Annotated in this window: 24 protein-coding genes; 12 read left to right on the top strand and 12 right to left on the bottom strand. The window is 56.5% G+C overall.

Going from position 1 to position 24,748, the window contains the following annotated elements:
• Positions 1-3: 3 nt before the first annotated feature.
• Together ABRZ28_RS20860 and ABRZ28_RS20855 are read right to left on the bottom strand one after the other, a co-directional pair.
• Positions 4-2,262, bottom strand: a complete 2,259-nt coding sequence (locus ABRZ28_RS20860) for a TonB-dependent receptor (protein WP_442878735.1) — start codon at positions 2,260-2,262, stop codon at positions 4-6.
• Between the two features lie 89 nt (positions 2,263-2,351).
• Entirely contained in the window at positions 2,352-3,359 is a 1,008-nt protein-coding gene (locus ABRZ28_RS20855) for an ABC transporter substrate-binding protein (protein ID WP_319606101.1), read from the bottom strand.
• 406 nt (positions 3,360-3,765) lie between these two features.
• On the opposite strand from ABRZ28_RS20855, the gene ABRZ28_RS20850 reads away from it, so the two are divergent.
• The 9 genes from ABRZ28_RS20850 to aguA all read left to right on the top strand — a co-directional run bounded on the left by ABRZ28_RS20850 (position 3,766) and on the right by aguA (position 11,925).
• Entirely contained in the window at positions 3,766-4,569 is an 804-nt protein-coding gene (locus ABRZ28_RS20850) for an energy transducer TonB (protein ID WP_330521411.1), read from the top strand.
• Positions 4,570-4,579: 10 nt separating this feature from the next.
• Positions 4,580-5,278, top strand: coding sequence for a MotA/TolQ/ExbB proton channel family protein (locus ABRZ28_RS20845; RefSeq protein ID WP_330521410.1), 699 nt, complete (start codon positions 4,580-4,582; stop codon positions 5,276-5,278).
• A 1-nt stretch (position 5,279) separates the two neighbouring features.
• Positions 5,280-5,681, top strand: coding sequence for an ExbD/TolR family protein (locus ABRZ28_RS20840; protein WP_319606098.1), 402 nt, complete (start codon positions 5,280-5,282; stop codon positions 5,679-5,681).
• 23 nt (positions 5,682-5,704) lie between these two features.
• On the top strand, positions 5,705-7,276 hold the full coding sequence (locus ABRZ28_RS20835; RefSeq protein ID WP_330521409.1) for an ABC transporter permease: 1,572 nt from the start codon (positions 5,705-5,707) through the stop codon (positions 7,274-7,276).
• Between the two features lie 17 nt (positions 7,277-7,293).
• Complete coding sequence (locus ABRZ28_RS20830) at positions 7,294-8,061, top strand: ABC transporter ATP-binding protein (RefSeq protein WP_319606096.1); 768 nt, start codon at positions 7,294-7,296, stop codon at positions 8,059-8,061.
• Positions 8,062-8,190: 129 nt separating this feature from the next.
• Complete coding sequence (locus ABRZ28_RS20825; protein WP_319606095.1) at positions 8,191-8,679, top strand: CesT family type III secretion system chaperone; 489 nt, start codon at positions 8,191-8,193, stop codon at positions 8,677-8,679.
• A 5-nt stretch (positions 8,680-8,684) separates the two neighbouring features.
• Positions 8,685-9,692 carry a YopT-type cysteine protease domain-containing protein gene (locus tag ABRZ28_RS20820; RefSeq protein WP_330521408.1) on the top strand — a complete coding sequence of 336 codons (1,008 nt, stop codon included), beginning with the start codon at positions 8,685-8,687 and terminating at the stop codon, positions 9,690-9,692.
• Positions 9,693-9,948: 256 nt separating this feature from the next.
• Positions 9,949-10,833 carry an N-carbamoylputrescine amidase gene (aguB, locus tag ABRZ28_RS20815; protein WP_330521407.1) on the top strand — a complete coding sequence of 295 codons (885 nt, stop codon included), beginning with the start codon at positions 9,949-9,951 and terminating at the stop codon, positions 10,831-10,833.
• Complete coding sequence (gene aguA / locus ABRZ28_RS20810; protein ID WP_413556364.1) at positions 10,834-11,925, top strand: agmatine deiminase; 1,092 nt, start codon at positions 10,834-10,836, stop codon at positions 11,923-11,925. It begins immediately after the preceding gene.
• Between the two features lie 118 nt (positions 11,926-12,043).
• Here aguA and tpiA read toward each other — a convergent pair whose 3' ends face one another.
• Together tpiA and ABRZ28_RS20800 are read right to left on the bottom strand one after the other, a co-directional pair.
• Complete coding sequence (gene tpiA, locus ABRZ28_RS20805) at positions 12,044-12,811, bottom strand: triose-phosphate isomerase (protein WP_319606092.1); 768 nt, start codon at positions 12,809-12,811, stop codon at positions 12,044-12,046.
• Between the two features lie 127 nt (positions 12,812-12,938).
• Entirely contained in the window at positions 12,939-13,535 is a 597-nt protein-coding gene (locus tag ABRZ28_RS20800; protein ID WP_319606091.1) for a DUF1454 family protein, read from the bottom strand.
• Between the two features lie 174 nt (positions 13,536-13,709).
• Between ABRZ28_RS20800 and ABRZ28_RS20795 the strand changes: the two genes are divergently transcribed.
• Positions 13,710-14,135 (top strand): DUF805 domain-containing protein, encoded by a 426-nt coding sequence (locus tag ABRZ28_RS20795; protein ID WP_330521406.1) that lies wholly within the window; start codon positions 13,710-13,712, stop codon positions 14,133-14,135.
• A 3-nt stretch (positions 14,136-14,138) separates the two neighbouring features.
• On the opposite strand, the gene fpr is transcribed toward ABRZ28_RS20795, so the two are convergent.
• Positions 14,139-14,885: a ferredoxin--NADP(+) reductase gene (fpr, locus tag ABRZ28_RS20790; protein ID WP_330521405.1), complete on the bottom strand. Its 747-nt coding sequence runs from the start codon at positions 14,883-14,885 to the stop codon at positions 14,139-14,141.
• Between the two features lie 151 nt (positions 14,886-15,036).
• Positions 15,037-16,047 carry a class II fructose-bisphosphatase gene (glpX, locus tag ABRZ28_RS20785; RefSeq protein WP_330521404.1) on the bottom strand — a complete coding sequence of 337 codons (1,011 nt, stop codon included), beginning with the start codon at positions 16,045-16,047 and terminating at the stop codon, positions 15,037-15,039.
• Positions 16,048-16,587: 540 nt separating this feature from the next.
• On the opposite strand from glpX, the gene ABRZ28_RS20780 reads away from it, so the two are divergent.
• A complete protein-coding gene (locus tag ABRZ28_RS20780) occupies positions 16,588-17,898 on the top strand; it encodes an L-cysteine desulfidase family protein (protein ID WP_330521431.1) in 1,311 nt (436 codons plus the stop codon).
• 75 nt (positions 17,899-17,973) lie between these two features.
• On the opposite strand, the gene glpK is transcribed toward ABRZ28_RS20780, so the two are convergent.
• Together glpK and ABRZ28_RS20770 are read right to left on the bottom strand one after the other, a co-directional pair.
• The gene (gene glpK / locus ABRZ28_RS20775; protein ID WP_319606087.1) at positions 17,974-19,485 is read right to left on the bottom strand and encodes a glycerol kinase GlpK; all 1,512 of its coding nucleotides are present in this window, start codon (positions 19,483-19,485) and stop codon (positions 17,974-17,976) included.
• 54 nt (positions 19,486-19,539) lie between these two features.
• Entirely contained in the window at positions 19,540-20,379 is an 840-nt protein-coding gene (locus tag ABRZ28_RS20770) for an MIP/aquaporin family protein (RefSeq protein WP_330521403.1), read from the bottom strand.
• A gap of 500 nt (positions 20,380-20,879) precedes the next feature.
• Here ABRZ28_RS20770 and zapB point away from each other — a divergent pair, with 500 nt between their 5' ends.
• Entirely contained in the window at positions 20,880-21,119 is a 240-nt protein-coding gene (gene zapB / locus ABRZ28_RS20765) for a septal ring assembly protein ZapB (RefSeq protein ID WP_319606085.1), read from the top strand.
• A 65-nt stretch (positions 21,120-21,184) separates the two neighbouring features.
• Here the strand turns inward: zapB and rraA are convergent, their stop codons facing one another.
• From rraA to hslV, 4 genes are all read right to left on the bottom strand, one after another.
• Entirely contained in the window at positions 21,185-21,670 is a 486-nt protein-coding gene (gene rraA, locus ABRZ28_RS20760) for a ribonuclease E activity regulator RraA (protein WP_319606084.1), read from the bottom strand.
• A gap of 138 nt (positions 21,671-21,808) precedes the next feature.
• On the bottom strand, positions 21,809-22,726 hold the full coding sequence (locus ABRZ28_RS20755; RefSeq protein WP_319606083.1) for a 1,4-dihydroxy-2-naphthoate polyprenyltransferase: 918 nt from the start codon (positions 22,724-22,726) through the stop codon (positions 21,809-21,811).
• A 143-nt stretch (positions 22,727-22,869) separates the two neighbouring features.
• Entirely contained in the window at positions 22,870-24,201 is a 1,332-nt protein-coding gene (gene hslU / locus ABRZ28_RS20750; RefSeq protein WP_319606082.1) for an ATP-dependent protease ATPase subunit HslU, read from the bottom strand.
• 9 nt (positions 24,202-24,210) lie between these two features.
• A complete protein-coding gene (gene hslV, locus ABRZ28_RS20745) occupies positions 24,211-24,741 on the bottom strand; it encodes an ATP-dependent protease subunit HslV (RefSeq protein WP_319606081.1) in 531 nt (176 codons plus the stop codon).
• Between the last annotated feature and the right edge of the window lie 7 nt (positions 24,742-24,748).

Below are 24,748 nucleotides of genomic sequence, written 5' to 3'. Positions count from 1 at the left end.
AAATCAGCCTTTGAAGTCGTAACCGACGGTCACGCCGAACATACGCGGCTCGCCCAATACGCCGCTTGTCGCGCTGGAACCTCTGACAGAGCGGTAATAGGTTTTATCCAGCGCATTCTTCACCCACAGCGACACGTTCCACCGGTTGTCGCCTTGTTTGCCGCTTAACCCTGTCGACAGGTTAAGTACGCCATAAGATGGAATACGGCTGTACTCGGAGTCATCTAACGTTCCATAAGCCCAACTGCGCCATGACCATTGGCCAGATACCGATGCCTGTAGGTTATTAGGCGTATCCCATTGGTAGCGTACGCGTGCGTTGTAGCTCAGTTTTGGTGATTTAAACACCCGTTGCCCCGACATATCGCACGTTGTGGCGGTGATTTCAGCCGGGCATCTGGCATTGGGGAAATTCAGGTAACGGGCGTCCAGCAGCGTACCCGCCAGACTGATGCTGAGTCCGTCAAGCGGGCGTAACGTCAGCTGTGATTCGCCGCCGCGTGAACGGAATTTTCCTGCGTTAATCAGGTAGCTGGTATCCGTTTCTTCGTCATAGGCGTTATTCTGAAAGTCTTCGACCACGCTCCAGAACAGCGCGGTATTCCACTCCACTTTACGTTGCAGCCAGTGGGTTTTCACGCCCAGCTCCGCCGAGCGGGTTTTCTCCGGGTCGACATACAGCGAATCTATTCCCAATTGTCTCGCCGCGCCGGACGATACATTCAATCCCCCGGATTTTTCTCCGTAACCCAACGTGGCATAAGGCGTGATATTCGGGGCGGCAAACCAGTTCACGCTGATCATGCCGGACGGCAGACGGTTTTTTTGCGACAGCGGGCCGGAATCAAAAGTAGCCCGGTTTTTACGAACGAATGTTCCTTCTTTTTTCTCGTAGGTCTGGCGTAGTCCGATGATAACGTCCAGCGTATCGGTGGCATGCCAGGTACCGCGGCCATAGAGGGAGTACACGGTGTCGTCCAATGTGCCGAATCGCTGCACGTTGATACCCCGATAGCCGTTGCCTACATAGATGGGTACCCTGCTATCGTCGTAGTAATAGGTGTTCGCTGTGGTATCAAGATTTTCGCCCCAGTAATCGACGCCGAGCGAATAATCGATTTTATTTCCTTTAGGGGAGTCTAGCCAGAGGCTTTGCGACCAGACGCGGTCACGCACATCGGCGCCGCTGTCGTGATATAACGGGATACTCCAGTTATCGGCGGTACGGGGTCGAACCCGGAAATAACGCAGGGACGACAGCGAGTTCACGCTGAAACCATTCTTCAGTTTCCAGTTAGCTTCCACCGAGCCGCCACCTTGCGCCACACGGACGATATTTTCGTCATCTATTGCGACCTGGCGGCCGTTCACGATCTTGAGGCCGTTCTGCTCCGCACGCGCGCGGAACGATTCCATACTATCCAGCAGGACTGACACCGGGCGTTGCGTGGCATCGCTGTAGTCCCCGGTGATTCTCAGGCTAAAGTTATCGTTTGGTTGATAGAGCAATTGACCACGAATGCCATTATTGGTGCTTCCCCCGAGTTTATGACCGTTCTCAATGTTAGTGACATACCCGCCTCGTTCAGTACGGGAAAGGTTAATACGCCCGGCCCAGTGGTCGCTCAACGCCCCTGACGCCATCACTTTGGATTGCAGATAACCGCGCTGCCCGAATGATTGCTCCAGCGAATATTCTGGCGTGAAGGTGGGTTTGCGGGTACGAATATCAATGGCGCCGCCGGTGGTATTAAATCCGAACGCCGCTCCCTGCGCGCCTTTTAATACGCGGATATTCTCAATATCCAGCAAATCGTTGGAAACCATCCCTGGGCGGGATAAATAGACGCCGTCCAGAAACACCCCGACGCTGCCCGGCATACCGATATTGGTTCCACTTTCGCCACCATCACCAATCCCGCGGATAGTCACGGTGGTGTCCATCACATCGACAGTCTCAATATCAAGACCGGTCACCGCCTGGGACAAATCCTCAAAACGATACAGGCGCTCTTCTTCCAGCGTTTTGCCATCGATGATTGAAGCCAGCGTGGTCTGTGGCTGTGCCTGAACACGCTGGGCATTCACCTTCACCCGCTTGAGTTGCACCGCGGAACCGGGCGTTGATTGCGTGCCGTTTTTATCCTCGGCGACGTTTGCGGCCACGGTTGACGTTTCCGCCGATTGCGCGTTCGCCGATAGCGTTAAGGCGCAACTCATTAAGGCTGGATGCAGCCATAAATTACGTTTTTTAAAATTCATGTGTCGTTCCGCATTTAATTAAAAAAGGCCCGCCTGTTGCCGTGAAATTCACGGCAATAATAGGTAAAAATAATATCGGGAGGAGAAGATCAGCGTGTGGCTTTCAGATAGGAATCATCCAGCCATTGGTCTACATCGAAAGGCTGCCGAATCAGGCGAGCCTCGTAGGCCAGTTTTACCGCCTGTTTTAATTTCGCCACATAGTCGGCGTCCAATTCCGGCGTCAGACGCTCTGATAATGGCGTCAGGGTATCCCATTCGACGCGTAATATGTTTTCCGGGTAACCGGATTGGCTCGCCAATAATTGAATAAAGGCGTCCTTGTTTTTTTCCGCGCTGCCCCAGGCCGCCGCTTCACGCTGAACTTTGACCAAGCGACGGAGAATATCCTCATTACCCCGGGCGAATTTCTCATCCACCAGCAAAAAGCCGCTTAGCTGCCCCGCGCCCTGTAAATCGCGGCTGGAAAGCGGGATCTCCGCCAAGCCTTTATCGCGCAGCGCGAGGGTATTGCTGCCGCCCCAGGTGGCGTCAATTTGTCCGGCGGCCAACGCCGCGCTGGCCGCCGCGAAGTCGAGATTGATGATTTTGAGGTCGGACGCCTTCAGTCCCTGGGAATTCAGGGCGTTAACGAAGGAAAGCTCGGCCGCCGTACCGCGAAAAAGCCCCACTCGTTTACCTTTTAAATCGGTCAACTGATGGATGCCGGAATCGCGGGCGACCCCCAGATAGTGGTCGATGCCGCGCGCCGCCACGGCGATGACCCGCGTGTCCAACCCGCGGGAGCGGCCGATAATGCTGGCCAGATCGCCGAGGTACGCCACATCCACCTGATGGTTGCCGAACGCCTCGTTGATCACCGGACCCGCGCCTTTGATAAAGGTCCAGCGAATGCTGATGCCATCTTTGCCGAACTCGCGCTCCAGCAGCTTCTGGCTATAAATCACGTCAATCAGCCCGCCGCCGCTGGGTTGCGTACCCGCGCCGATATCCGGCGCGGCGATACGAATTTCACTGATGGCCGCCGCCATGCCTGACCACAATATGCTGACGGCCAGCAGCCCGGTGAACAATTTTTTCCGTCCTAAAGTCATCATGGTGTTGTTTACCCGTTCGCTTGTGTGTTTTTCGAATATATTTATTTTTAAAATCGCGCTATTTTCGAACTGCGTGATGTTGTTGCGTCATAATATTTAAACGGTGAGAAATAAACTAACTAATACAAAAAAAGCATTATCATTTTTGTTAATTAGCTAAGCCAGCTTTCATCGTTATATTTTGCTGGTATGCAGTAAACGAAAAAAAATTATTCCAACTATGCATTAGCCTGAATAGAATTATTCCCCGTAAGCTGATTGCACCATAAATATTATCGGACGAGAGACTTTCCCATCGCGGTCAAATAAATAAAGGTATATCGATATGCATATACATAATTTGACTTTATTGGATGGGACAGAAAAATCGGATAAACGAATTAATGCTGTCAGGAGTAATAACATCATGACGGAATTACTGTATGCGGGAAACGCCGCGGAGTCCCGGCCCCGTTCCCCGCAGGCGACTCAGGTTGTCCGCTCCCTTGGCGATTTTGCTCTACAGCGATTAAATGCGATACGTCCGTCCCGGCCGCAGTATTGGCTGGCGGCGATATTGACCCTGACGCTGCATGCCGCCGCGCTTTCTCTGCTCAATCGTCCGGCGACGCTCCCCGTGACGGCGCCGCCGCGTCCGCAGCCTGTCAGCGTGGAACTGGTCTCCGCCGTTCCGGAAGAGGCGGTACCCGAGGTCGTCGAACCGGCGGCGCCAAGCGAACCGGAACCGCCGCCGCCGGAAACCAAAACGGTGGATGAGAACGCCTTGCTTTCTCCGGTCGTGGAGAAAAAGCCGCCGCCCGTGGCGAAAAAAAAGGTACCGGTGAAAAAGCGCCAGCCGACGCCAAAACCGCTGGCGGAAGCCAAACCGGCATTGGCCTCGGCGCCGTCGGCGACGACGCCTTCTCCGGCCGCGGCGCCAGCACCGCTCACGCCGCCGCTGGCGAATGCCGACTACCTGCATAACCCTACGCCGTCTTATCCGGATGTGGCGATCAGCCGGGGCTATGAGGGAACCGTGCTGCTCAATGTGCAGGTACGTGCAGACGGCAAGGTGCAAACCATTCGTATTCAAAAATCAAGCGGCTATTCGGCGCTGGACGATGCGGCCAGAGACACGGTGCTGCGCTGGTCTTTCGTTCCGGCTCGCCGCGGTAATCAGGCCGTCAGCGGCTGGGTGATCGTCCCTATCGATTTTTCGCTTAATTCATGAGGTACTTGTTATGACGCTCGGACACATTGAACTGGTCTCCCCGGAGGGAGCGGTTATTCTGCTTTTGCTGCTTTTCTCCGTGGCGACCTGGATGCTTGGGTTGTTGAAGTGGGGACAATACCGACGTTTGCAGCGCCGCGACCAACGCTTCCGCGCCGCTTTCTGGCGGCAGGAAGATTTGAGTCAGACGTTATCCAACACCGCCAGCCTGCCCGGCTCTCTCGCCAATCTGGCGCAGGCGGCGCTCAAGGCCCCGGAGCGTATCCGCGGTAATCTGGCTGCCGCCATCCATCTGCCCGATCGGGTGGAGCGGGCGCTGCAACAACAAATCCAGCGCGAACGTCGTTCGCTGGAAAGCGGGCTGGCGATTCTGGCCAGCATCGGCAGCACCTCGCCGTTTATCGGTCTTTTCGGCACCGTCTGGGGTATTATGGCGGCCTTGCAGGAGATTGGTCTGACGGGCTCCGCCAGCCTTGATACGGTGGCCGGCCCCATCGGCAATGCGTTGATCGCCACCGGGATCGGCATCGCCGTCGCCGTACCGGCGGTGCTGATTTACAACTATTTTCTGCGCCGTCTCAAGCTCGCCATGGCGGAAATGGATGATTTCGCCCACGATATTTACAGCGTGATGCAGGCGCATGATTTTCAAATCAACGACGAGCAGCCAGCGGCGTTCGCGGTGAAAAACATTCGGGAGGTAGTGTGATATGGCTTTCACTTCCCGTAACGATGACGATGTGATGAGCGAGATGAACATCACGCCGCTGGTGGATGTCATGCTGGTGCTGCTGGTGGTGTTTATCGTCACGGCGCCGATGCTCACCAACGCCATTCCGATCCAGTTACCTAAAACCGCAGCGGTGGCGCCGGCCGATCGCAGCGATCCCCTCGTTGTCAGCATCGACGGCGAACAGCAGATATTTATCAATAAAGAGCGCCTTGATCGTGAACAGTTGATCCCCCGTCTGCAACAGGCCAGGGCTGCCGACGAGAGCCTGGCGGTGCAGGTGCAGGCGGATAAAGAGGCCAGTTACGGCACGGTCGCGGCGTTGCTGGCCGATATGGAGCAGGCGGGCATTACGCGCCTGTCTCTGCTGACGCAGAAATAATGTTGCCGGGTAAGTCTGAAACCATGATGCCCAAATCCGTTTCGCGCAGCACAGCGCCGTTTCTGTCCGCCGCCGCCGCGGGGTATGTTGCGTTGGTGGTGCCGCTGTTGCTGCTGGCATGGTGGTGGCTTGCCAGCCGACTCGGGTGGATGTCGGAGCAAATTCTGCCTTCGCCGGCGGCGGTGGCGGCAAGCGCGCGGGCATTTATCCCCGAAGAGCTGATTCATCAATTGCCCATCAGCCTGATGCGGCTGGCGCTCGGTTTGGGCGGAGGGATCGCGCTCGGGCTGCTGCTTGGTTGCCTGTTGGGTCTGAGCCGTCGTCTGCATGCGCTGTGTATGCCGTTATTCACCGTTATTGCGCAGATCCCCACTCTGGCCTGGATCCCGTTATTTATGCTGGCGTTGGGCATTGGCGAGGCGCTGAAGCTGGTGATTTTGGTGAAATCCGTCACCGTACCCATCACGCTGTACAGCTGCGCGGGTATTCAGCAGACGCCGCAGAAGCTGCATGAAATGGCGCGCAGTCTGCGCCTGCCGCCGACGGCATTCCTGCGCCTGCTGATTATCCCGGCGATGTTGCCCTACGTGATGACCGGCATCCGGCTCGCCTTCTCGCAGGGCTGGGTGTCGCTGATTGCGGTGGAACTGCTGGCCTCCAGCGAAGGGTTGGGCTACCTGCTGGTGCAAAGCCGCCAACTGTTTATGCTGGATCTGGTGTTCGTCTGTATTCTGATCATCGGCCTTTTCGGTTTTGCCGGCGAGCGCTTGCTGCTGTGGCTGGAACGACGCTGGGTACACTGGCCCGCGCCGGTGCTGGGCCGCGACGCGATGACTTCTCCGCTTTCCAGCCTGTCGGTGACGCCGTGGCTCTTGCCGCTGTTGCTGATCGTTTGCTGGCAGATAAGCGGCGATCGCGCTTGGATCAACGCCGCCTTCCTCCCGGCGCCGGATCGCGTCGTCGAGACGCTATTTATCGGGCTGGCCAACGGAGACCTGCTGACCGATCTGACCGCCAGTCTGATACGCTCCCTGCAAGGGTTTGCGTTGGGCAGCGCGGCGGGTGTGCTGGCGGGCGCCTGGCTTGGCGGCTGGCGCATGGCCGACAGGCTGTTCAATCCGCTATTGTCCGCGCTGCGCAGCGTGGCGATTTTTGCCTGGCTACCGCTTATCACCGCCTGGTTTGGCCTGGATGATGCGGCCAAAGTGGTGTTTATCGCCATCGCCGCTTTCTTTCCGGTGTTGCTGGCGACCCGACAGGGCATCGCGCAACTGCCGCCTACGCTACAGGAGGTGGCGCGCATGCTGCGGTTGCGGCCGCTGCAAAAGCTGCGAATGCTGGTGCTGCCCAGCGTGCTGCCTTCCCTCTTTTCCGGTTTGCGTCTGGCGCTGATGCACGCCTGGACCGGCGCCATCGGCGCGGAATATTTTATTCCTTCGGGCGCAGGACTCGGCGGCATGATGATCCGCGCCCAACAACTGCTGGAATCCGAGCGGATTATCGCCGGCGTGGTGCTGATTGCCGTCGTCGCCGCGATTTTTTCCCGTGTGATCACCTTGTCTGAACGCCATCTGACCGGCTGGCGTTTTAAGTAACCGCGAATGGAGAACCCATGTCCCTGCAATTTCAGCACATTAGCAAACGGTTTACGGTGAATGGTACGTCCCTGACGGTGTTGCAAGAGATTAATCTGGCGCTGCGCGTCGGCGAACTGGTCGCCATTATTGGCGCAAGCGGTTGCGGCAAATCGACGATTTTGCGTTTGGCGGCGGGTCTGGAGGACGCGGAGCAGGGGACGATCCTGCTGGGCGATCGCCCCGTGCAGGGCATTCCCGCCGACGTCAGCCTGGTGTTTCAGGAACCGCGATTGTTTCCCTGGCTCACCGTGGCGGACAATATCCGGCTCGGCATGCTCAATCTCGATCTCTCTGCGGCGGAGACGGCGGGGCAGATCGCCCACTATTTGCAGATGATGGGGCTGGAAAGGTTTGCCGACGCCTTGCCGCACCAGCTTTCGGGCGGGATGGCGCAGCGCGTCGCCATTGCCCGCGGGCTGGCCTCGCGCCCGAAAATCCTGTTGCTGGACGAACCCTTCGGCGCGTTGGATGCGCTGACCAAACAGCAGTTGCAGCAGCGGCTGGCCGATATTCGCCGGCAAACCGACCTGACTATTCTGCTGGTTACGCACGATGTGGAAGAAGCGGTCTTTCTGGCCGACCGCGTGGTGGTGATGTCTCCCCGCCCGGGGCGGATCAGCGCTATCCTGCCGGTGGAGCTCCCTTATCCGCGAATGCGTACCAGCCAGACGCTGCTGACGCAGCGCCAGCGCCTGAGCGAAGCATTGAGTCGGGCGGATCCGCAGGTCGCGGCCTCTTTCTGAACTGAACGACCGCGCATAGGGAACCGCCCGCCGTTTATCGACACTTACCCTCTATAGGCGTTTACGGCGTTTACGGCGTTTACGGCGCGTCCGGCGTATCGGGACGGGTTGTGTTTAAGGGGGGAGCGCATGTCTGAAGCGAACTATGCCAGGGCATTATTGTTACGCTGGATGGAGAAACAGACGGCGGTGGACGGCATGCCCAATCTCGATACGGGCGTTACGGCGATGCTTAACGGGCAGGAACTGTTGTTAAGGCTGCCGGAAACGCGGGAAACCCTGTTTATTTTTACGCCGGTTTATACGTTGGATTTCGCGCGCGACGGCGAACTGCTGGCGCTGGGTCTGATGCTGAATTTGGAACCCGGCCTGATGTGCGGCGCGGCCATCGGGCTGGAAACCCAGCGCCGCCAGTTGATGCTGACGGCGCATCAGGACATCCGCGCTTTTGATGATCGGATGCTGAGCGCATGGCTGGAAAGCGCGGTCGCGCTCGCTCTGCGCATCCGGGAAGAGTTTTCCTCGCTGGCGGGCGGACGCAAGACGTCGACCGCCGCCCATGCCTCGCCATTCTCCGCGGTTTTCCGCACGATGCGTTCCTTCGACGCGGCGAGATAGCGGCCATGCGTATCCACCATACCGTCGCGCCGGCGACGACAACGCCGCCTTCCCGAACGCAAAGCCCTACGACGCAGGCCTCCGGGTTTGACGTAATGCAACGACAGCCGACGTTTACGCCATTGCTCCAGAAAGCGGGGCATGGCGATTTCTCGTTGCGCGGGTTGCTTAACAAACTGCCTTCCATGCCGCATTCCATCTCGCTGCCCGTAACGAGTCATCTTTATTCGGCTGGCAAGGATATGGAGACGCTGGGGAAGAAACCGAGAATTTATGAGTCGAATCTGGAAATCGCCTGCCATGAGTACTCGGGGCAAGCCATTCTGATGGACCAGTTTGACTATACGCAGACGCTGAAAACGCAATTGCCCGCGATGCGGGACAAGGTGGCAGGCGTGGAAAGCGGCGCCTGCCTGGGGTTATCGATGCTCTGGCTGTTGGGGCGTCACAGCAGTCTGGATGATAAAACGGTAATCGATAATTTGCTGGGATACGATGTGGACGACGACAAAGTGATATCGGAGGCCAGAGCGAAAAGCGGATTAGAAAAAGTCCATATCGTGCAGGACACCTTTCAAATCAGAGCGCAGATTAACAGTCAGTTGAAAGACCGGCGGTTTAATAACGTCAGCCCGGTCATTCAACGTTATAATTTGATGCAGCATATTGGCAATATGGCGAGGATGACCGTCGTGCCGGTGAGCGGGGAAACGCCGTTTGTATTGCTCAATCGCCGGGTAAATCTGGGGGACGGGCTGGCGCGGGATGTGCTGCGCGAAGGGCGGGAACAACTGTTGACGGTGCAGTCCGACGGCCACGCCATGGCGATTTACACCAATGGTCACGATCAATACGCGTTTTACGACCCCAATCACGGGATGTTCAATTTTCAGCATAAAGAAAATTTTACCGCCTTTATGAACCGGATAGGAAAAATGCTGGATGTATCGTCCCAGATGCTGGGAAAAGGCGATCCGAACCAATTGATGCTGATGGAACTCTGCGTTCTTTGAGATACGCAGTAAACCTGGTAATCCCGCTCGCAAGGCGGGATTTCTTATTATTGCCGTCGGTCGATTAACTGGCATAATGCGCCGATCGTTTTCGGTGAATACCTGACTCCGGTATTTCAGTTCAGGCATCGGATGCCTTGTTGACCTAAACTCGTTATGGTCGCTCCCTCCAGGAGCCGACGCGTGACAGTGCTCACTATCGATATCCGCCTGACGCAAGCGGGCGGGTATAATTAGCTATTATTGAGGTTTTCGCATGACAAAAGTTACCGTTGCCGCAACGCAAATGGCGTGCTCCTGGGATCTGTCCAGGAATATTGAGAATGCCGAAAAGCTGGTGCGACAAGCGCATGCCAAAGGGGCGCAGGTGATCCTGATTCAGGAGCTGTTCGCCGCGCCCTATTTCTGTATCGATCAGAGCCCGGAACACTACGCTCTGGCGCAGGCGCTGGAAACCAGCCCGCTGATTAAACATTTCTCCGCGCTGGCGGCCGAGCTGGAAGTGGTGCTGCCGCTGAGCTTCTTCGAACGCGCCAATAATGCTTACTACAACTCGCTGGTGGTGATCGACGCCGACGGCTCGGTGCTCGATCTGTATCGCAAGACCCATATCCCCAACGGTCCGGCGTATCAGGAGAAGCAGTTCTTTATCCCCGGCGATAGCGGTTTTAAAGTCTGGCAGACGCGCTATGCGAAAATCGGCGTCGGCATCTGCTGGGATCAGTGGTTCCCGGAAACCGCGCGTTGTCTGGCGTTGCAGGGGGCGGAGCTGATTTTTTATCCGACCGCGATCGGCTCCGAGCCGGCGTATCCGGAAATCGACAGCCAGCCGCACTGGACCCGGGTTCAGCAGGGCCATGCGGCGGCGAATCTGGTGCCGGTGATTGCCTCCAACCGCATCGGCACCGAAGCCAGTAAATATATCGACGGTCTGGAAATGACCTTTTACGGCTCCTCTTTTATCGCCGACCAAACCGGCGCGCTGGTGGAGCAGGCCAACAAAACCGACGAAACCGTCCTGGTGCATACCTTCGATCTGGACGCCATCGCCGCCCAGCGCGCGTCCTGGGGGCTGTTCCGCGATCGCCGTCCGGATATGTACGGCGCGATCGCCAGCTCTGACGGCAAGACGCGGAGATAAATGATGTCACAATTGACCACGCCGTATCAGGATGGCTTTACGATGCCGGCCGAGTGGGCGCCGCAGGAAGCCGTGTGGATGCTGTGGCCCTATCGCCGGGATAACTGGCGCGATGATGCGCTGCCGGCGCAGCGAACCTTTGCCGCGGTGGCCGACGCTATCGGGCGGCAAACGCCGGTGATCATGGGCGTCCCCGCCCGTTATCTGGATGACGCCAAACGCATCATGCCCGGCAGCGTCACGCTGGTCGCGATGGAGAGCGACGATGCCTGGATGCGCGATACCGGCCCGACGATGGTGCTGAATCCGGCGGGCGAGCGCCGCGGCATTGACTGGCGATTTAACGCCTGGGGCGGCGAACTCGGCGGTCTGTATGAAGACTGGCGCCAGGATGAAAAGGTCGCCGCGCAGGTGCTTTCCTATCATGGCGATGCACGCTATGCCGCGCCGTTGGTGCTGGAAGGCGGTTCAATCCATACCGATGGCGAAGGAACGTTGCTGACCACGGCGGAGTGTCTGCTGAATCCCAATCGCAACCCGCAGTTGAGCAAAGCGCAGATCGAGCAGCTGATGCGTGATTATCTGGGCGTCTCGACGGTTATCTGGCTGGCGGAGGGGGTTTATAACGACGAAACCGACGGGCATATCGATAACATGTGCTGTTTTGTTCGCCCCGGCGAAGTGGCGCTGCACTGGACCGATGATGAAAACGACCCGCAATACTCCCGGTCTGCGGCGGCTTATGAGGCGTTGTCCGCCGCGCGCGATGCGCAGGGGCGTCAGTTGAAAATCTGGAAACTGCCGGCGCCGGGGCCGTTATACGCTACGCCGGAAGAGGCGCGCGGCGTGGATGCGGGGAATGCGATTGAGCGTAATGCCGGATCGCGGTTGGCGGGGTCGTACGTGAACTTCCTGATCAGCAACCGGCAGATTATTTTCCCGCTGCTGGACGAACGTACCGATGATATTGCCCGCGACCTGCTACAGCAGATGTTCCCTGACTATACGATAAGCGGCGTATCGGCCCGCGAGATCCTGCTGGGGGGCGGTAATATTCACTGTATTACCCAGCAAATTCCGGCGGTGAGATAAAGCGGCAAGCGTTATTGATAACCCCCTCCCGGCCTCCCCTTCGCAGGGGGCGGAGCATTCTCCCTCCCCTGCGAAGGGGAGGGCCGGGGTGGGGTAAGAACCCAGGAAGATAGCGGGCTTAACCGCGTTTGGCTTCCGCCGCGGCTTTAACGATCACCGCGAAAGCGTCGGCTTTCAGCGATGCGCCGCCGACCAGTGCGCCGTCGATATCCGGCTGAGTGAACAGTTCCGCCGCGTTGCCCGCATTTACGGAACCGCCGTACTGAATGGTGACTTGTTCGGCAACGGCCTTATCCTGCTTGGCGATATGATCGCGGATGAATTTGTGAACCGCCTGCGCCTGCGCCGGGGTCGCGGACTTGCCGGTGCCGATAGCCCAGATAGGTTCGTAGGCGATGACCGCGTTTTCAAACGCTTTGGCGCCCAGCGTATTCAGCACCGCGTCCAACTGACGTGCGCAAACGGCTTCCGTTTGACCCGCTTCGTTTTCCGCTTCGGTTTCACCGATGCACAGTACAGGGATCAGACCGGCTTCTTTCAGCACACCGAATTTTTTAGCGATGAACTCATCGCTTTCTTTGTGATAGGTACGGCGTTCTGAGTGACCGATGATGATGTATTTTGCACCGACGTCTTTCAGCATGGCGGCGGAAGTTTCACCGGTAAAAGCGCCGGAAAGATTCACGTCCACGTTTTGCGCGCCCAGCGCGATACGGCTGCCGGCCAGCAGATGGTTAGCCATATCCAGATAGATTGCCGGCGGAGCGATGGCGATGCCGCAGCCGTCCACGTCGCTCAATTCTTTGCGCAGGCCAGCGATCAGGCTATTGACCATATCGGTGCTGCCGTTCAGTTTCCAGTTACCCATAACTAATGGATGTCGCATTTTTTTTCCTCCAGACGGAATAGCGAATGAATCAAAATTTTACTGCCTGCCGGCAGTCTGAGCTGCCAACAGTATAAAGATGAAATGTGATCGTGGCTCGGTTTTTCGTCATTAATTACCGTATTGATCACGGTTCAGATAGCGTCAGCTTAATCGGTTCAACAGCAAAAGTTAGCCCCTTTTCGCCGTTATCCGCCACCACATAGCGCAAAGCGCCTTCGGTTTGCTGGTAAAAATGTTGTCCTTTGCCTTTTGCCAGTAATTCGGTGATTTTATGGATGCTCTGTTCCTCGGTCAGCGAAGGCGCGAAAGCCCGCGACAGCGCCGCCATATAGCTGATGGCCTGCGTACGGCGCGCTTCGGTTTCCGTATCCTCCGGCTGTGGGAGCCAGGTAATTTGCAGCGTTTTAATTTTGCCGGTTCCTTTCTCCAGCGCCGTCGAAGCATACAGCCGATCGTTGATGCGGCTGGCGGCGCGGGTCAGCAGGCTGGAGTTATGACCGGCGTCGACGACCCGGAACTCGCCGATCGGCAAGGTTGGGTTACTCAGATTATAGCGTGTGCGAAACTGCACGATCGTCTGGTCGAATGTGGGCGCGCCGGCCAGCAGATAAGGGGCGGCGGACGATGTTTTCGGCGGAAAAACCGGATCGGACCATGCGCCGGGAAGATACAGCGCCAGTGTAGACAGAGCCAACAGGGACACAAGGTATTTTTTTATCATGGGTACATTATCGGATGAATTTTACATTGCGCCAAGCGTGGCGATAACGACGGTACGTTTGATTAAAGCGGTATTTGCCGGCGCTTGTCAAAATTCGCATAAAGATTGCCGGCGGCGCGCGCGCTTAGGGTAAACTCAGCCGCAATCAGACAATAATTCAGGGTGCTGTGCGTAATGACGTTGCAACAATGGTTTTTTTCGTTTAAAGGCCGGGTTGGCCGCCGCGATTTCTGGATCTGGATGGGCATCTGGCTGGCGCTGATGATCGTGTTATTCTCGCTGGCCGGTCAGGACTGGCTGGATACGCAATCCGCCGCTTTTGCTCTGGTGGCGTTGCTGTGGCCGACGTCGGCGATGTTGGTAAAACGGCTGCATGATCGTGATAAAAGCGGCTGGTGGGCCTTACTGTTGATCGTGGCGTGGATACTTGCCGCCGGCAACTGGTCTATGTTGTCGGGCATTTGGCAGTGGGGGATCGGCCGTTTTATTCCGTCGTTAATTTGTATGATGGTGTTTCTCGACTGCGGCGTTTTCGCCGGTACGTCCGGGAATAATCGATTCGGGGCGCAAGCGGAATCGGTTAAATTCCGCTCCAGATAACGGTTACCAGTAGTGTTCGCTGGTGATATGACCGGGCCTGCGGCGCAGATGCTTGGTCATTTGCCGTTCTTCTTTCAGTATTTGCTGAGTATCGCGCACCATCTGCGGATTACCGCACAGCATGACATGACTGGTCGCGGCATCCATTGGCAGGCCGACGGCGGATTCCAGCGCGCCGTCGGCGATCAGCGCCGGAATACGGCCCGTCAATGAACCGGGTTGCGCTTCACGGCTGATCACCGTTTGAATATGCAACTGGTCGGGATAGCGCTGTTGCAACTGCTGCATCAGCGGCAGATAACTCAGGTCGCGCGCAAAGCGGGCGGCGTGTACCAGCACGATATGTTTAAAACGCGCCAGATCCCGGCCTTCCTGCAAGATGGAAAGATAAGGCCCAATCGCCGTACCGGTCGCCAGCATCCACAAGGTTTCGCATGCCGGAACCTCCTCCAGCACGAAAAAGCCGGCGGCGTCTTTGGTCACCATGACTTCATCATCGGGGCGCAGCGCATGGAGCCGGGGGCTCAATTTCCCCTCTGGCACGTTAACCAGATAGAATTCGAGATTATGGTCGCTGGGCGCGTTGACATAGGAATAGGCCCGTTGAATCCGTTCACCGTTCACATCCAGCGCCAGTTTGGCGTACTGTCCGGCGGTAAAAGGGGCGGTAGCGGCATGAATTCGAATGCTGAACAGACTCTCCGTCCAGTTTTCCACCTGAACCACCTTGCCTGTCACCCATTCAGCCATCGTTGTGTGCTCCCGTATTAGTTTGATCTATGCCTGGCGATGTTCATGCATATTGCCAGAGCGGCCGTTAAATCGGCCGCCCTTAAGATACGCTAATTATTAACAATTGTGAAACAACCAATCGATGGACACGCCATCGGCAACCGGCGGATTACAGCAGAAACTCATGCAACGCCCGATCCTTACGGTCGAGGTAGTGCGTGGACTGGATACGGCGGATAGTGCGTGACTTACCGCGAATCAACAGGGTTTCCGTGGTGGCGATATTGCCTTTGCGGGCGATCCCTTCCAGCAGGTCGCCTTTGGTAATGCCGGTGGCGGAAAAGATCACGTTGTCATTGCGCGCCATATCGCTGAGTTGCAGCACGTTTCCGGCTTCAATCCCCATCTGCCGGCAGCGCGCCAGTTCATCTTCGCCGATCCGGCGGTTCTCTTCGCTATCGCCCTTAACCTGATGACGGGCCAGCAGACGCCCCTGCATATCGCCGTCGAGCGCCCGGATCACCGCCGCGGAGATAACGCCTTCCGGCGCGCCGCCGATGCCGTACAGCACATCGACTTCACTGTCCGGCATACAGGTAAGAATCGAGGCGGCGACGTCGCCGTCGGGAATGGCGAACACCTTCACGCCGAGCTGCTGCATCTCTGCGATGATGGCGTCATGGCGCGGTTTAGCCAGGGTAATCACCGTTAGCTGGCTGAGCGGTTTATTCATCTTGCGGGCGACATTGCGCAGGTTTTCCGCCAGCGGGAGCTGTAGGTCGATAATGCCTTTGGCTTGCGGGCCGACGATCAGTTTTTCCATATACATATCGGGCGCGTGCAGAAAAGCCCCTTTTTCGGCGACAGCCAGCACCGCCAGCGCATTGGCCTGACCCATGGCGGTCATGCGGGTGCCTTCGATCGGGTCGACGGCGATATCCACCATATCGCCCTGACCGGTGCCGACCTGTTCGCCGATAAACAGCATCGGCGCCTCATCAATTTCGCCTTCGCCGATGACGATCTGACCATTGATATCGACCTGATTAAGCATAATGCGCATGGCCTGCACCGCCGCATTGTCGGCGGCGTTTTTGTCGCCGCGGCCTAACCATTTATAACCTGCCAGCGCCGCCGCTTCGGTGACGCGCGAGAATTCGATGGCTAATTCACGTTTCATGGATACCTGTCTGTTATTAAACCGGGGAAGGGAATGTGTGGGCGAGGATTTTATCATACCCGACGGCGTGGCTCGTTGATGTCAGGTGGAAAATTAACGAAAACGGTTGACCCCGCGGGGTGAGCGGCGGTGGTGAATCCTGCTTCAACGCGTTGCGCCAAATGACGATCAATAGTGAAGTTCAACGGATTTCATGATGGCTAGTTGATTGATTTTTTTAATGAAAACCCTTCTGGTCACTTTACTCATCTCAACGTACGGCCTGCTGAAATGAAAAGCCTGTCGCCAATGGAAGCCGCTGACCGCTGGCGGTATTGATCGCCGTTTTCGTCCGGGCGGGCGGCGGGGTGATTTTATTATATAAATTGGCTTGCGGTTAGATATAAACCAATGCAATTAACGTAAAAGGAGGAAATTTTTCTAATAATTCCTTTATCGACGATGAAAGTTGAAAAAACATTCTCTCCAACCTGGCATATGATTATTCATAGCGAAAGCCGGCAACTATCGAACAATCACGTTGGGCTGAAGGTATGAATGATGAATAAGCACCAGGACAATCCGTTGTGGGACGCCTTTATCCGCGTCGTACGGCAAGAGGTCAAACCGGCGGTGGGATGTACGGAGCCGATTTCAGTGGCGTTGGCCGCCGCGCTGGCGGCGTCCTATCTGTCAGGAAGGGTGGAGCGGGTGACGGTCAGGGTATCGCCGAACCTGATGAAAAACGGGATGGGCGTCGCGGTTCCCGGCACCGGGATGGTGGGGTTGCCGATTGCCGCCGCGGTCGGCGCCTTCGGCGGCGATGCGCAGGCCGGGCTGGAAGTGCTCCGCTATGCGACGTCTCAGGCGATTGAGGCCGGGAAAGCCCTGCTGGCGCAAGGCGGCGTTCACGTCAGTATGATGCAACCCTGCGAGGATATTCTTTACTCGCAGGTTACCGTCTACAGTCAGGACGCGTCGGCGACGGTGACTATCGCCGGCAGCCACACCCATGTCATCCGCATCGAGAAAAATGGCGCGGTGCTGTTCGATGAGCGGCTGAGCGGCGGCGCTCAGAGCGATGAACCCGTTGCTGGCGGCTTCGACACTGTGACGATGCGTGACGTTTACGATTTCGCCACGCAGGTCGAGTTTGAGCGTATTGGCTTTATTCTGGATTCGGCTGAATTGAACGCGGCGCTTTCCAACGAAGGGCTGAGGAAACATTACGGCTTGCATATCGGCGCGACGCTGGCGCGCCAGCGTGAGCAAGGATTGTTGTCGCATGATTTGCTCTCCGACATCATGATCAGAACGGCTGCGGCCTCCGACGCGCGTATGGGCGGCGCGCTATTGCCGGCCATGAGCAATTCCGGTTCGGGCAATCAGGGGATCGCGGCGACCATGCCGGTGGTGGTGGTGGCGGAGTATACGGATTGCGGCGAAGAGCAACTGGCGCGTGCGCTGATGCTTTCTCATCTAACGGCGATTTATATCCATAGCCAGCTCCCCAGGCTTTCGGCATTGTGCGCCGCGACGACGGCTTCAATGGGGGCGGCGGCCGGTATCGCCTGGCTGATCGCCGGTCGTTATGAACCCGTGGCGATGGCTATCAGCAGCATGATCGGCGATGTGAGCGGCATGATCTGCGACGGCGCATCCAATAGTTGCGCGATGAAAGTCTCGACCAGCGTCTCCGCCGCTTATAAAGCGGTACTGATGGCGCTGGATGACAGCGCGGTCACCGGTAACGAGGGCATTGTCGCCCATGATGTGGATCAGTCGATCGCCAACCTGTGCGCGCTGGCCTGCGGTTCAATGCGGCAGACGGATACGCAGATTATCGAAATTATGGCGAGCAAGGCGCGATGAACGACTGATTCGATATCGCCTGCTCGCATTTGATTCAAGGGCGCAGCGATGCGCCCTTCCTGCATTTGAGCGGGGTTACTCCTCGTGTTCTTCCCATGCGCGGGCGCGGGCGACGGCTTTTTGCCAGCCTTTGTAACGAAAGTTGCGTTCAACCGTTTCGATACTGGGGCGGAATTCACGTTCAATCGTCGCTTTGCTTTTCACTTCATCCAGATCGTTCCAGAATCCGGTCGCCAGACCCGCCAGGAAGGCGGCGCCCAGCGCGGTGACTTCACGCACTTCCGGACGCTCGACGCGGGTGCCGAGAATATCGGACTGGAATTGCATCAGGAAGTTGTTGGCGACCGCGCCGCCATCCACGCGCAGGGCTTTCAGACGGGTGTCCGCATCCGCCTGCATGGCATCCAGTACGTCACGCGTCTGGTAGGCGATGGATTCCAGCGTAGCGCGGATGATGTGGTTGGCGTTGACGCCGCGGGTCAGGCCGAAGATCGCGCCGCGGGCGTACGGATCCCAGTAGGGCGCGCCAAGCCCGGTAAAGGCCGGGACGACATACACGCCGTTGGTGTCTTTGACCTTGGTGGCGAAGTATTCCGAGTCCATCGACTCGCCGATCAGCTTCAATTCGTCGCGCAACCACTGAATGGACGCGCCGCCGACGAAAACGGAACCCTCCAGCGCGTAATTGACCTCGCCGCGCGGCCCGCAGGCGATGGTGGTCAACAGACCATGTTTCGACAGTACGGCTTCCGTACCGGTATTCATCAGCAGGAAGCAGCCGGTGCCGTAGGTATTTTTCGCCATACCGGCGTGTACGCAAAGCTGACCGTACAGTGCCGCCTGTTGGTCGCCGGCGATACCGGCAATCGGAATGCGCGTGCCGCCTTTACCGCCGATATTGGTCTGTCCGTAGACTTCTGAAGAGGCGTGGACTTCCGGCAACATGGCGCGTGGAATATCCAGCGCCTGCAACAGACGCTCATCCCACTCCAGCGTATGGATATTGAACAGCATGGTGCGGGAGGCGTTGGTGTAATCCGTAACGTGAACGCGTCCCTGGGTCATTTTCCAAATCAGCCAGGTATCGACGGTGCCGAACAGCAGTTCGCCGCGTTGAGCGCGCTCGCGCGAGCCTTCAACGTGATCGAGGATCCACTTTACCTTGGTGCCGGAAAAATAGGGATCGACCACCAGACCGGTGGTGTCGCGGATATACTGTTCCAGGCCGTCTTTCTTCAATTGCTCGCAGATTTCCGCCGTGCGGCGACACTGCCAGACAATGGCGTTGTAAATCGGTTTGCCGGTGTCTTTCTCCCACACGATGGCGGTTTCGCGCTGGTTGGTGATGCCGATACCCGCCACCTCATCGGAATTGATATCGGCTTTGGCCAGCACTTCCACCAGCGTGGAGCTTTGCGAGGCCCAGATTTCCATCGGGTCGTGTTCCACCCAACCCGCTTTCGGATAAATTTGGCTGAACTCGCGCTGTGAAACGCTGACGATGTTGGCGTCATGATCCAGCACGACGGCACGGGAGCTGGTGGTTCCCTGATCGAGAGCGACTATGTATTTTTTTTCCGGGGTCATAAATTCAATCCTGTCATTGTTAACCGTAAAAGAACGATCGCCGTGGCGTTAAGTTTAACGGCTCTCGGTGCCTACTGTCGTTTCGCCGTCGGCTTCGCAAACATCGCAAGGCAGATGGCGGCCAATCAAGGCGCGGTAGCCGAAGGCCCCCAGGCAGGCGCCGACGATGGGGCCGAAAATCGGCACCAGGAAATAAGGTATGTCGCGCGCGCCGGTGAAGGCGACTTCCCCCCAGCCCGCCAGGAAGGTGAACAGCTTGGGACCGAAGTCACGCGCCGGATTCAGCGCAAAGCCGGTGAGCGGCCCCATGGAGGCGCCAATCACGGCGATCAAAATACCGATCAGCAACGGCGCCAGCGGCCCGCGCGGGATACCGTTGCCATCGTCGGTCAGCGCCAGAATCAGACACATCAGGATAGCGGTAATCACCGTTTCGACCAGGAATGCCTGGATGACGGAAATCTGCGGGTGCGGATAGGTGGAGAAGGTACTGGCGAGATTCAGGCTTTCCACGCTGCCGCGCACCATATGATGCGCCTGCTCGAAATCCACGAACAGATTGTAATACAGGCCGTAGACCAGCGCGGCGGCGCAGAAGGCGCCCGCTATCTGGGATAGAATGTAGGGGATGACTTTTCGGCGTTCAAAACAGGCGAACAGCCACAGGGCGATGGTGACGGCCGGGTTGAGATGGGCGCCGGAGATCGCGGCGGTCAGGTAGATGGCCATCGCCACGCCCAAGCCCCAGATGATGCTGATTTCCCATTGCCCGAAGCTGGCGCCCGCCAATTTTAATGCGGCGACGCAACCGACGCCGAAAAAAATCAGTAGACCGGTACCCAGAAACTCGGCGATACACTGGCCTTTAAGCGTTGAATTTTCTGATTGACTCATAATTATTATCCTGCTGATTGTAGGGTACGGCTGGGTGGAAAAGGTGCCTGAACGGCGGCACTCTCTGCTTTAAATGTATTTATGATGTGAATTTATCGTTAATGTTCGAAAACGAGAAATATCGAAATCAAAATGTGTGTTGTTCGTCAAAAAAATGAGCGTATTCGCTTAGGGGATTGCGCGTTGAGGATGAATACGCCTATCTTATGTTAACCATTGGGTTAAATTTATTAACATAAAAAATAGACCGACAGGCGGTTAACTCGCTTTTTCAGGTTGTGCTGATAGAGCTCGGCGGGAAAAGATGTCACACTCGACGTTGTATGGGATGTTTGCTAGACAGGGATACATTGGCTACATACAATTCTGTTATGGTCGGTCCCGCTCAGTTTACGTCTCTGGGCGTATCAAACGGACGCTGTATCAGTATGTCGATGAGCGGATGCTTTGGGCTAGTGTTAACCGGTTTTTATGCCTTGCGATTAAAAGGGGTTTGAAGAATGTCATTTGAAGTATTTGAGAAGCTGGAAGCGAAAGTTCAGCAAGCGATTGATACCATTACGCTATTGCAAATGGAGATTGAAGAGCTGAAAGAGAAAAACAATGCCTTGTCGCAAGATGTGCAGGCTGCGTCGGGCGATCGTGAAGCGCTGGTGCGTGAAAACGAGCAATTGAAAGAAGAACAAACCCAGTGGCAGGAGCGTCTGCGCGCCCTGTTAGGGAAGATGGAAGAAGTCTGACTCTTTCAGAAAAGGGCGAGGCTTCGCCCTTTTCGCACCGGGAGATTGACGGTTACCGAGCCGGGTTATTCGATATCCAGCGCGTCTTCCGCCAGAATGATTCCCGTGTTGTCCGCGTAGAGATGATCGCCTGAGAAAAAGGTGACACCGCCAAAATTAACGCGAATATCGCTCTCGCCGATCCCTTCGCTGGCCGCGCCGACCGGGATCGCCGCCATCGCCTGAATACCGATATCCAGTTCAGCCAACTCGTCCACCTGACGCACCGCGCCGTAGATGACGATGCCTTCCCATTCGTTCTGGGTCGCCAGCCTTGCCAGTTCCGCGTTGATTAACGCCCGGCGTACCGAGCCGCCGCCGTCGACCAACAGTACGCGTCCGCTGCCGTTTTCTTCCAGCAGGTCATAAAGCAGGCCGTTATCCTCAAAACATTTCACCGTGGTGATTTGTCCACCAAATGAAGTACGCCCGCCAAAATTAGAGAACAGAGGCTCAACAACATTCACCTCTTCGTGATAAATATCGCACAGTTCGGAAGTATCGTATTTCATAGGATTTACGTCAGTTTGCCGCTGGGATAGTGAGTATATCCCTTTCTGGCGGATGTTGGCAAAATCATCAAATGTTAACTTGATGCGTATCAGTAAAGCATCGCATCAGGCTGCGGATACCGTCGGGCTTTACCGTCGTTAGCTGAGTATCACGCCCACGGCGAACAGAATGTTGGTCAGCAGCGCGCACTTGACGGTTTTTTCCAGCATCGGACGCATGCTAAAGGCGCTGGTTTCACGTAATACGTAAATCGCCTGCTTGAGCAACAAAGGCAGCGCCAGGATGAACAACCAGCCGGCCAGGCTATGCAGGTAGAGAATGGCGAACAGGCCGAGGCATACCGGCGCCAATAGCAGCAGCATGGTGTGGTAGCAGCGGGCCTTTTGCGCGCCGAGGCGAACCGCCAGCGTATTTTTCCCGCTGATGCGGTCGTTATCGATATCGCGCAAGTTGTTGATGTTCAACACGGCGGTAGCCAGCAGACCGCAGGCGGTGGCCGGCAGCATGACGATAGTGTCGAAGTGGCCGGTTTGCAGATAGTAGGAGCCGGCGACGCTTAGCCAGCCGAAGAATATCAGCACCGAGATGTCGCCCAGCCCGATATAGCCGTAAGGCTTGTTGCCGACGGTATAGGTAATGGCGGCCAGAATCGCCAGTAATCCCAGGATCAGAAAGCCGATGATATCGGTTGGTTTTTCGCAGGCGACGATAACCAGCGAGACGCCGGAAATAATGGTCAGCGCAACGGTGACGATCAGCGCGTTTCTGAGCTGCGTCAGATTAATCGCTCCCGTCTGGATACCACGCAACGGGCCGATGCGGTCTTCGGTATCGCTGCCTTTTATCGCATCCCCATAGTCATTTGCCAGATTGGAAAGAATTTGCAATAACCCGGCGGTAAGCAAAGCCAAGAGTGCGACGCCCGGTTTAAAACTGCTATGCCAGCCTGCAATCGCCGAGCCGGTGACGATGGAAGCGAAAGCCAGCGGCAAGGTTTTTGGACGCAAGCTGTCCAGCCAGGCTTGGGTTTTGCTTTTATGGGTTGATAAGGTCATGGTGCGCTTCAATTTTATTGACGATCCCTATAGGAATACATCTATTGTTTATGAATAAAAAGTTTTAACGACATTGCCATAAACACAAGTGGGAGGCCTTGGCCTCCCACTTGATAGTTAACAGGACGATCCGTGTGAACGGATTATAAGATAAATCGGCTCAGATCTTCATCTGCTACTAATTCATCCAGGTGACTACGTACGTAATCTGCGTCAATGGTAACATTTTGACCGCTCATTTCGCTGGCATCGTAAGAGATATCTTCAATCAAACGCTCCAGAACGGTATGCAGACGACGCGCGCCGATATTCTCGGTACGTTCGTTGACCTGCCACGCCGCTTCCGCAATGCGGCGGATACCGTCGGCCGAGAATTCAATGTTGACGCCCTCGGTTGCCATCAATGCTTTGTATTGCTCGGTCAGTGATGCGCTTGGCTCCGTCAGAATACGCTCAAAATCTTCCGTCGTCAGCGCCTGTAATTCAACACGGATCGGCAGACGCCCCTGTAGCTCGGGGATCAGATCCGACGGGCTGGCGACCTGGAATGCGCCGGAAGCGATGAACAGGATGTGGTCGGTTTTAACCATGCCGTGTTTGGTTGACACGGTGCAGCCTTCCACCAGCGGCAGCAGGTCGCGCTGTACCCCTTCACGGGATACATCCGGGCCGGAGCTTTCTCCGCGTTTACAGATTTTATCGATCTCATCGATAAACACGATACCGTGCTGCTCGACCGACTCAATCGCCTGTTGTTTCAGCTCTTCCGGGTTCACCAGTTTGGCCGCTTCTTCTTCCACCAGCAGCTTAAAGGCTTCCTTGATTTTTACCTTACGCGCCTTCTGCTTCTGACCGGCCAGATTCTGAAACATGGATTGCAGCTGATTGGTCATCTCTTCCATGCCCGGCGGCGCCATGATCTCAACGCCGACCGGCGCGGCGGCCAGATCGATTTCAATTTCTTTATCGTCTAGCTGACCTTCGCGCAGTTTCTTGCGAAACGTCTGACGCGTGGGCGAGGGTTCCTGATTATCTTCCGGCTGCCCCCAGTTATTTTTCGCCGGCGGGATCAGCACGTCGAGAATACGTTCTTCCGCCAGTTCTTCCGCCCGATGGCGGTTCTTCTCGATGGATTGCTGGCGCACCATTTTTATCGCCGAATCGGTCAAATCGCGGATGATCGAGTCGACTTCCTTACCGACATAACCGACTTCGGTGAATTTGGTGGCTTCAACCTTGATAAACGGCGCGTTCGCCAGCTTGGCCAGACGACGGGCGATTTCGGTTTTACCCACCCCGGTCGGACCAATCATCAGAATATTTTTCGGCGTGACTTCATGACGCAGCGTTTCTTCCAACTGCATTCTCCGCCAGCGGTTACGCAGCGCGATGGCTACCGCGCGTTTGGCGTTGTGCTGACCGATGATATAGCTATCAAGTTCGCTGACTATCTCGCGCGGGGTCATTTCAGACATAGTTGATCCTTACGCCTTTGAGGCTAATTCTTCAATCGTGTGGAATTGGTTGGTATAGATGCAGATATCGCCAGCAATACCTAACGATTTCTCGACAATCTCCCGCGCGCTGAGTTCGGTATTTTCCAGCAAAGCGCGAGCGGCCGCCTGTGCATAGGGACCCCCGGAGCCTATCGCGATCAAATCATTTTCCGGCTGAACGACATCGCCGTTGCCGGTAATAATTAATGATGCGTTTTCATCCGCTACGGCAAGCAAGGCTTCCAGGCGGCGCAGCATCCGGTCCGTACGCCAGTCTTTCGCCAGCTCTACCGCGGCCTTCACTAAATGCCCCTGATGCAATTCCAGCTTGCGTTCAAAGAGTTCGAACAGGGTAAAGGCATCTGCCGTACCGCCGGCGAAACCGGCAATAACGCGATCGTTATACAGGCGGCGTACTTTACGCACATTGCCTTTCATGACGGTATTTCCCAGCGTCGCCTGTCCATCACCGCCGATGACCACGTGGCCGTTGCGGCGTACACTTACAATTGTTGTCACGAGTCAG

Origin of the sequence: Brenneria sp. g21c3 (genome assembly GCF_040240345.1) — a bacterium.
GTDB lineage: Bacteria > Pseudomonadota > Gammaproteobacteria > Enterobacterales > Enterobacteriaceae > Brenneria.
The sequence above is the reverse complement of the archived record's forward strand: the minus strand, read 5'-3'. Positions and strand labels throughout refer to the sequence as shown.

Coding starts and splice junctions, on each gene's coding strand:
- ABRZ28_RS20860 (WP_442878735.1), bottom strand. CDS start 2,262: ATGAATTTTAAAAAACGTAATTTATGGCTGCATCCAGCCTTAATGAGT.
- ABRZ28_RS20855 (WP_319606101.1), bottom strand. CDS start 3,359: ATGATGACTTTAGGACGGAAAAAATTGTTCACCGGGCTGCTGGCCGTC.
- ABRZ28_RS20850 (WP_330521411.1), top strand. CDS start 3,766: ATGACGGAATTACTGTATGCGGGAAACGCCGCGGAGTCCCGGCCCCGT.
- ABRZ28_RS20845 (WP_330521410.1), top strand. CDS start 4,580: ATGACGCTCGGACACATTGAACTGGTCTCCCCGGAGGGAGCGGTTATT.
- ABRZ28_RS20840 (WP_319606098.1), top strand. CDS start 5,280: ATGGCTTTCACTTCCCGTAACGATGACGATGTGATGAGCGAGATGAAC.
- ABRZ28_RS20835 (WP_330521409.1), top strand. CDS start 5,705: ATGATGCCCAAATCCGTTTCGCGCAGCACAGCGCCGTTTCTGTCCGCC.
- ABRZ28_RS20830 (WP_319606096.1), top strand. CDS start 7,294: ATGTCCCTGCAATTTCAGCACATTAGCAAACGGTTTACGGTGAATGGT.
- ABRZ28_RS20825 (WP_319606095.1), top strand. CDS start 8,191: ATGTCTGAAGCGAACTATGCCAGGGCATTATTGTTACGCTGGATGGAG.
- ABRZ28_RS20820 (WP_330521408.1), top strand. CDS start 8,685: ATGCGTATCCACCATACCGTCGCGCCGGCGACGACAACGCCGCCTTCC.
- aguB (WP_330521407.1), top strand. CDS start 9,949: ATGACAAAAGTTACCGTTGCCGCAACGCAAATGGCGTGCTCCTGGGAT.
- aguA (WP_413556364.1), top strand. CDS start 10,834: ATGATGTCACAATTGACCACGCCGTATCAGGATGGCTTTACGATGCCG.
- tpiA (WP_319606092.1), bottom strand. CDS start 12,811: ATGCGACATCCATTAGTTATGGGTAACTGGAAACTGAACGGCAGCACC.
- ABRZ28_RS20800 (WP_319606091.1), bottom strand. CDS start 13,535: ATGATAAAAAAATACCTTGTGTCCCTGTTGGCTCTGTCTACACTGGCG.
- ABRZ28_RS20795 (WP_330521406.1), top strand. CDS start 13,710: ATGACGTTGCAACAATGGTTTTTTTCGTTTAAAGGCCGGGTTGGCCGC.
- fpr (WP_330521405.1), bottom strand. CDS start 14,885: ATGGCTGAATGGGTGACAGGCAAGGTGGTTCAGGTGGAAAACTGGACG.
- glpX (WP_330521404.1), bottom strand. CDS start 16,047: ATGAAACGTGAATTAGCCATCGAATTCTCGCGCGTCACCGAAGCGGCG.
- ABRZ28_RS20780 (WP_330521431.1), top strand. CDS start 16,588: ATGAATAAGCACCAGGACAATCCGTTGTGGGACGCCTTTATCCGCGTC.
- glpK (WP_319606087.1), bottom strand. CDS start 19,485: ATGACCCCGGAAAAAAAATACATAGTCGCTCTCGATCAGGGAACCACC.
- ABRZ28_RS20770 (WP_330521403.1), bottom strand. CDS start 20,379: ATGAGTCAATCAGAAAATTCAACGCTTAAAGGCCAGTGTATCGCCGAG.
- zapB (WP_319606085.1), top strand. CDS start 20,880: ATGTCATTTGAAGTATTTGAGAAGCTGGAAGCGAAAGTTCAGCAAGCG.
- rraA (WP_319606084.1), bottom strand. CDS start 21,670: ATGAAATACGATACTTCCGAACTGTGCGATATTTATCACGAAGAGGTG.
- ABRZ28_RS20755 (WP_319606083.1), bottom strand. CDS start 22,726: ATGACCTTATCAACCCATAAAAGCAAAACCCAAGCCTGGCTGGACAGC.
- hslU (WP_319606082.1), bottom strand. CDS start 24,201: ATGTCTGAAATGACCCCGCGCGAGATAGTCAGCGAACTTGATAGCTAT.